5 protein-coding genes and 2 pseudogenes are annotated in these 7,028 nt (G+C 45.3%); 5 read left to right on the forward strand and 2 right to left on the reverse strand.

The features are described from left to right. The 3 genes and pseudogenes from RDN93_RS21140 to RDN93_RS21150 form a co-directional block, all read left to right on the forward strand. A pseudogene (locus RDN93_RS21140) lies at positions 1-249 on the forward strand (hypothetical protein); the annotation flags it as partial. Further along, positions 237-587: an IS66 family insertion sequence element accessory protein TnpB gene (gene tnpB, locus RDN93_RS21145; RefSeq protein WP_004296723.1), complete on the forward strand. Its 351-nt coding sequence runs from the start codon at positions 237-239 to the stop codon at positions 585-587. The pseudogene RDN93_RS21140 and the gene tnpB, both read left to right, overlap by 13 nt. Positions 588-673: 86 nt before the next feature. After that, on the forward strand, positions 674-2,239 hold the full coding sequence (locus RDN93_RS21150) for an IS66 family transposase (RefSeq protein WP_004304902.1): 1,566 nt from the start codon (positions 674-676) through the stop codon (positions 2,237-2,239). Between the two features lie 398 nt (positions 2,240-2,637). On the opposite strand, the gene RDN93_RS21155 is transcribed toward RDN93_RS21150, so the two are convergent. Further along, positions 2,638-3,687, reverse strand: coding sequence for a leucine-rich repeat domain-containing protein (locus RDN93_RS21155; RefSeq protein ID WP_308747306.1), 1,050 nt, complete (start codon positions 3,685-3,687; stop codon positions 2,638-2,640). A gap of 103 nt (positions 3,688-3,790) precedes the next feature. Here RDN93_RS21155 and RDN93_RS21160 point away from each other — a divergent pair, with 103 nt between their 5' ends. Beyond that, entirely contained in the window at positions 3,791-4,687 is an 897-nt protein-coding gene (locus tag RDN93_RS21160) for a type II CAAX endopeptidase family protein (protein ID WP_308747307.1), read from the forward strand. On the opposite strand, the gene RDN93_RS21165 is transcribed toward RDN93_RS21160, so the two are convergent. Then, positions 4,659-6,791, reverse strand: coding sequence for a Tex family protein (locus tag RDN93_RS21165; RefSeq protein ID WP_308747308.1), 2,133 nt, complete (start codon positions 6,789-6,791; stop codon positions 4,659-4,661). The genes RDN93_RS21160 and RDN93_RS21165 overlap by 29 nt on opposite strands. Before the next feature lie 22 nt (positions 6,792-6,813). Between RDN93_RS21165 and RDN93_RS21170 the strand changes: the two are divergent. Continuing rightward, positions 6,814-7,028, forward strand: a pseudogene (locus RDN93_RS21170) (two-component sensor histidine kinase); the annotation flags it as partial.

Consider the following 7,028-nt stretch of genomic DNA (forward strand, 5'->3'; position numbering starts at 1 on the left):
AAACAAGCCAAGGCAGATGTGGTCCGTGATTATTATGGCGGCGTTGAACCCTCCCAACCGACAACTTCCTCTCCTTCATTCACTCAAATAGCACCCGCCATGTTGTCGGAAGAAGAGTTTAGTCTTGCCGGGATCACAATCACCTTTAACAGTGGAACCACCATTTCGGTCAAACGGGCCACACCCGGTGGTGTGATTAAAATGTTGCGCGATTACGAAAGAACGGAGGGAGATCTATGTATTCTCTAACATCAGCCAATCGCTACTATCTGTACCAGGGCTTTGTTCGTATGAACCTTGGCATTGACGGTTTATTCAAAATTATACGATCGGAAATGAAGGACTTGTCTCCCGTTTCCGGAGATATCTTTTTATTCTTTGGTAAAAACCGACAAAGTGTAAAAATACTGCGTTGGGATGGCGATGGCTTTCTTCTGTACTACAAGCGCCTCGAAGGTGGAAGTTTTGAGTTACCGACATTTAACCCCAATACAGGCAATTACGAGATTTCTTATCAGGTTTTGTCTTTTATCTTAAATGGAGTGTCATTAAAGTCTGTACGGTTGAGAAAACGTTTTAGGATCTAATTCAACATTCTGATTATTAGTTATTTGCGCTAAAGATATCATCCGGTTTATTTGGCCAATTCGTTGATTTTTTATATCTTTATGCCATGAAAAAGGATGAGATCATAGAGTTATTGAAGGAACAAATCAAGGGATTACGAGATGACAACAACAGACTCTTGGACCAAATAGATGCTTTGATAAAGGAGGTTTCTTCCCTTAAAGAGGCACTCCTTCAAAAAGGCGAATCTCTTAGCAAGCAACAGCGCCTTACTAAGGGACTCGCCAAACTTGTATCCAACACATCCGAACAGCAACAGGCTCCCCAATCTGCCATATCCGAAGAAGAGCGGCAGAAGATAGAAGCGGAAAAAGCAGATAAGCGTAAAGCAAGAAAGAACAATGGGGCCAAACGTGACATGCATTATGAGATGGAGGAAGAAGAACATGTCGTTTATCCCGATGATCCCGATTTTGACATCAATAAGGCCCGGTTGTTTACCACTGTTCCCAGAATATGCGTCCGCTATGAATGTGTACCCATGCGCTTCATCAAGCATGTCTACAAGATACACACCTATACGCAAGAAGGTCGCCTGTTTGAGGGAAAAACACCGGCTTCGGCCTTCTTGAATTCCAGCTATGACGGTTCATTTATTGCCGGATTGATGGAATTACGTTATATACAATCGCTACCTGTTGAAAGAATCATCAACTACTTCGAGAGTCATGGCTTTACGCTGAAGAAACCTACGGCTCATAAGTTGATAGAGAAAGCCTCAAACCTCTTCGAAAATCTTTATAAGTGCATCCGGCAGACAGCTTTGAGTGATCCTTATAAGGCAGCCGATGAAACCTATTACAAAATACTCGTCCCGGAAAAGAACAGCAAGGGAAAAGGAGTCAGGAAGGGATATCTTTGGGTGGTTGTCGGCATAAACACCAGGATGATATACTTGCTCTATGATGACGGCTCCCGGTCTGAAAGAGTTATTCTTAACGAATTAGGCAGTTGCAAAGGTATCATACAAAGCGATGGTTACTCACCTTACCGGAAGCTCGAAAGCGATGCTTATCCCAATATCACACGCATCCCGTGCTTGCAACATATAAAACGGAAATTTATAGATTGCGGTGAGAAGGACCCGGATGCAAAAAGAATCGTGGAGCTGATAAACGCACTTTATCAAAACGAGCATAAGCATAAAGTTGGGGTTGAGGGATGGACGGTAGAACAGAATCTTATGCATCGAAAAAAGTATGCGCCGGACATACTCGGAGAAATAAAAGATGTGCTTGATGAAATAGAAGAACGGGGGGATTTATTACCTAAGAGCGAACTGCAGGAAGCCATTACCTATCTTCGCAATGAGTGGAATGCAGTGGTGGACATCTTTAATTATGGTGACACTTATCTGGACAACAATATGGTTGAACGGATGAACCGGTACATATCCTTATCAAGAAAAAACTCATTGTTCTTCGGCAGCCATAAGGGGGCCGAACGAGGCGCCATACTCTATACGATAGCACTCACTTGTAGGATGCATAAAGTGAATTTATTTGAGTATCTCACGGATGTGATAAACAGAACAGCCGAATGGCAACCGAACACACCAATTGAAAAATACAGGGAACTGCTTCCTGACAGATGGGAAAAGGCTAATGACTAAAAAGGGATCATTAGCCTTTTTATTTTAATACACTATATAGAATCGCGGAGACGCTTACATATGCAATACGATGAATGTAATGATGAAAAACTCTACCTTCACCCGTAGAGAGCTTATTTATCAGGAGTTCAGAAGAAAGGTGAAGGAGAATAGAGAAATGAGTTTTTTGTAGGAGAAGTGTGAAACTTCTTTTAGTATAAGTAAAAAGTATAGCTTTAGAGAACGGAAAGCTTAGCTTTAGGTGGGCAAAAGCTATGCTTTAGGAAGAGGAAACAATCTATATGTGAAATAATCATGAATATATTCATTCTGCTTAAAATTGGCCAAAAGCATGTTTCTTTTAAATAAGAAAAGGGCTGTTTTTAGTAAGTTGAAGTTTTAGACAGCCCTCAATTCTTTTATTTCTTATAAACCAACTTGCTCGGAACTCCCTCCCCGAACAAATTATCACCCAGCGTCGTAATCTTATTTCCGGTAGCCAACACATAGCGGAGATTATCGCATCCCATAAAAGCACCGAACTCGATAGCCGTTACACTGGCCGGTAATTCCAGCGTGCCGCACAAGCGACCGCAATTACTAAATACACGCTGTCCGATTGATTTCAGGTTATGAGGTAATTTCATATTCAGCAGATACTTCTTTTGTGCGAAAGTGAAGTCGGGGATAGCCGTTGCGTTCGTTCTGGAAATATCGACAGAAACGAGGTTCGGCATATAATCACGGATCAGTTTGAAGTCGGCGTTATCCAGTTTCCCTTCAACGGTCAGGAAGTTGATGTCTCTGGGTTGCAGTCCCGCTTTCAGAATCTCTTCTTCCAGTTTGCCCATGGCCCCCACTTGCAGAGTTGTCTCTACCGGTTCACCTTCGATGAATGCAAAGTTCTGCCATCTGTCTTTGTAGCGGTAAGCGTCGCTGCTGCCCAGAGGGACGAAGATGGCGGTAACGCTGTCTGCCAATGCTTCCGGCAGCAGGTTGGGAGCTATCTTTTTCCGGATCTGACAGATTTTCAGATTCTCACAGCCTTTGAAAGCAGCATCTTCGATATTCTTCGTTTTCTCGGAGAGGATCACTTTTTCCAGTGTGGCTTTACCTTTGGTCACTCCGCCTACCACATTCGAGAAAGCATAGGCAGGGATGAAGTTCGGCATATAAATGTAGAATTTTCCATTGGGATAAGTACCGGCTTTTCCGCTGTACATCTTGATTTCCGCGTTCGAAATATCCAATACTTTCAGATTGGCAAATTCGTCACGGAGATGCCGGAAGTCCTCTGCATTCAGTTTTCCGGTCAGTGTGAGGTGGGTGACACTGTTGGCTTCCTCTTCAGTCATCATGGAAATCAGCGTACCGGGCTTACTCACATAATACGTCTTACTCACTTGGGCGGCGGCTCCTAATGCATTAGCGGCCAGTAAGAAACTTATCAATAGTAGTTTAATTTTCATAATTTTGTAGATTTGTTCTGACAAATATAGGAAAAATAGAGAATACATGATGTTTTTTTATGTTTTATATCTAATTTTGTAGCCGGATTAACAAATTGTAAAAATGGAGGCAGACAACATAGATGGGAAGAAAGAACCCAAAAGACTTCCTGTGTGGGCATGTATCCCGCTGTTTATTGTGGTACTTTTCATATTTATTGGATTGTATGGGACATTGGTCAGCGGAGGCCTGTCGTTGGTTCTTGGAGTGGAGGCTCGCCATCCGGGAGTAGTAGGGTATATTTTCGTGGAGGCCGGTATGCTTTTGGCCGTTCTTACTGCCGCCGTCATCTTGCTTCGTCTCGAACGTCGTCCGTTTTCTGATTTGGGACTTTCCCTAAAAGGACATGCCAGTGGACTGTGGTATGGACTTCTGATGGCAATCTTGCTCTATTTGCTGGGTTTCGGAATCTCTGTTGTTTTGGGAGAAATAGAAGTCACCGGTTTCCAGTTTAAGCCGTTGGATTTATTGGGGTCGTGGGTGTTTTTCCTGTTAGTGGCGTTGTTTGAAGAAATTCTGATGCGCGGCTATATCCTCGGACGTCTGCTTCATACCAATATGAATAAATTCCTGGCACTCTTCATCTCGTCGGCATTATTTGCGTTTATGCATATCTTTAATCCGGAAATAGCTTTCCTGCCGATGCTTAATCTATTGCTTGCCGGTATGCTGCTGGGTGCTTCCTATCTCTATACCCAGAATCTGTGTTTCCCTATCTCTCTTCATCTTTTCTGGAATTGGATTCAAGGTCCGATTCTAGGTTATCAGGTGAGCGGAAATAATTTCACGACGAGCATGCTGACTTTGCGTATGCCCGAAGAAAACGTACTGAATGGCGGAGCCTTCGGTTTTGAAGGCTCGCTCATTTGCACAGTACTTATGATTGTTTTTACGATTCTGATTGTGTGGTGGGGAGAAAAAAGAGAAGCAATCAGTCTTGCGGTACCCCGATCATACTAAGCTGAATCCGTTTCCGGTCATAATCTACATTCATCACTCTGACCATGACGTGTTGATGGATGGATACCACTTCCGTCGGATCGGAAATGAACCGTTCCGCTAATTGCGAGAGGTGCACCAGTCCGTTCTCCTTAATACCTATATCGACAAACGCCCCGAAATTGGTGATGTTGCCTACGATGCCCGGAAGAATCATTCCTTCGCGCAAATCGGCTATGGTGCGCACGTTCTTGTCGAATTCGAAGACTTTGATAGCCTTACGCGGGTCACGTCCCGGCTTGTCGAGTTCCTGCAGAATGTCCTGTAAGGTGGGCAGGCCGACGGTAGGGGTGATGTAGGCGGAGATGTTAATCTTCCGGCGGAGTTCCTTGTCGGCTATCAGTTCGTCGATGGTACATTTCAGGTCTTTGGCCATTTGCTCTACGATGTGGTAGCTTTCCGGATGCACGGCGGTGTTGTCCAGCGGATTCTTGGCTCCGGGGATGCGGAGGAATCCGGCACACTGTTCGAAAGCCTTGGCACCCATGCGAGGAACTTTCATCAACTCTTTCCGTGAACCGAAAGCTCCGTTTTCCGCCCGGTAGTTGACGATGTTTTGAGCCAGTTGCGGTCCCAGTCCGGAGATATAAGTCAATAGATGGCTGCTTGCCGTATTCAGGTTTACACCGACCAGGTTCACGCAATTCTCTACTGTCTGATCGAGCGCTTTTTTCAGTTTTGTCTGGTCTACATCGTGCTGGTATTGACCTACACCGATGGATTTAGGATCTATCTTCACCAATTCTGCCAACGGGTCCATCAGGCGGCGGCCGATGGAGACTGCTCCACGCACCGTTACGTCATAATCGGGAAACTCGTCGCGGGCAATCTTCGAAGCCGAATAGATGGAAGCTCCCTGCTCACTGACTACAAACACGGGTATCTGACGGTCGAAGCTCTGGCTGTTGATGAAATCTTCTGTCTCACGGCTTGCCGTTCCGTTGCCGATGGAGATGGCTTCTATCTGATAGGCCTCAATCATCTTACGGAGTTTGGAAGCAGCTTCTCCTGTTTTGTTCACCGGAGGATGCGGATAGATATTCTCATTATGTAACAGATTGCCTTGCGCATCGAGGCAGACAACTTTACATCCCGTACGGAATCCGGGGTCGATGGCGAGCACCCGTTTTTGTCCCAATGGAGGGGCGAGAAGAAGTTGGCGGAGGTTCTCGGTGAATACCCGGATGGCTTCCTCATCGGCTTTTTCTTTGGATTGAGCGGCAAATTCTGTTTCGATGGAGGGCTTGAGCAGACGCTTGTAGGCATCGACTGTGGCTTCGTCCACCTGCTGGCTACACTCGTTGTTGCCACGTACGAACTGACGTTCCAGGCGTTCGATACATGCCTCGTCGTCGGGATTGATGGATACTTTTAGCAGGCCTTCCGACTCTGCCCGGCGGATGGCCAACAGGCGGTGGGACGTGCAACGTTTCAGTGCTTCGGAGAAATCGAAATAATCCCGGTATTTCGCCGCTTCTTCCTCTTTTCCTTTCACCAATTTGGCACTAATCTCTGCCTGGCGGCTGAACTGATTACGTACCGCGTTGCGGGCACGTTCGTCTTCGTTCACCTGCTCTGCAAGGATGTCACGGGCGCCTTTCAGGGCATCTTCCACATCTTTCACGTCTCCTTTCACGAAGGAGGCAGCCTTGGCGCTAAGGTTGTTTTCCCTTTGCAACATCAGGAGGATGGCAAGCGGTTCCAACCCTTTCTGGCGGGCTACTTCAGCACGTGTCTTCCGCTTGGGTTTATAAGGAAGATAAATGTCTTCCAGTTCCGTAGGATTCCAAGTGTCGTTGATACGTTTCTCCAGTTCGGCAGTCAGTTTTCCCTGCTCGTTGATGGTGCCGAGAATCGTTTCTTTCCGTTTGGCTATGTCGCACAACTTATCGTGTTGCTCTTTGATTTGCTCTATCTGCACTTCATCCAGTCCGCCGGTGGCTTCTTTACGGTAACGGCTGATGAAGGGAATCGTAGCACCTTCACCCAAAAGATGGAGTGTACTACTTATTTGTCTTTCCGGTATACCCAAAAAACCGGAAATCATCTTGTGAAATAATTCCATAATTTGTATTTTTTGAGAGTAAATGAGCGACAAAAATACATATAAATCTGCTAAACCCGACAAGTTTTACTATATTTGCAACTCAATTAATGAATTAACACATCAAAACTGCATAATTATGCTGGGACGTCTTGGATATCTTTTTATCTGTTTCCTTTGGCTTCTGCAGTCAACGGAAGTATTGGCTGTCTCTAAAGATAAGAAACCTATTCTGATTATTTGCTCTTATAATCCGGC

The sequence above is a fragment of the uncultured Bacteroides sp. genome, from assembly GCF_902491285.1.
Lineage (GTDB): Bacteria > Bacteroidota > Bacteroidia > Bacteroidales > Bacteroidaceae > Bacteroides.

Coding starts and splice junctions, on each gene's coding strand:
- tnpB (WP_004296723.1), top strand. CDS start 237: ATGTATTCTCTAACATCAGCCAATCGCTACTATCTGTACCAGGGCTTT.
- RDN93_RS21150 (WP_004304902.1), top strand. CDS start 674: ATGAAAAAGGATGAGATCATAGAGTTATTGAAGGAACAAATCAAGGGA.
- RDN93_RS21155 (WP_308747306.1), bottom strand. CDS start 3,687: ATGAAAATTAAACTACTATTGATAAGTTTCTTACTGGCCGCTAATGCA.
- RDN93_RS21160 (WP_308747307.1), top strand. CDS start 3,791: ATGGAGGCAGACAACATAGATGGGAAGAAAGAACCCAAAAGACTTCCT.
- RDN93_RS21165 (WP_308747308.1), bottom strand. CDS start 6,791: ATGGAATTATTTCACAAGATGATTTCCGGTTTTTTGGGTATACCGGAA.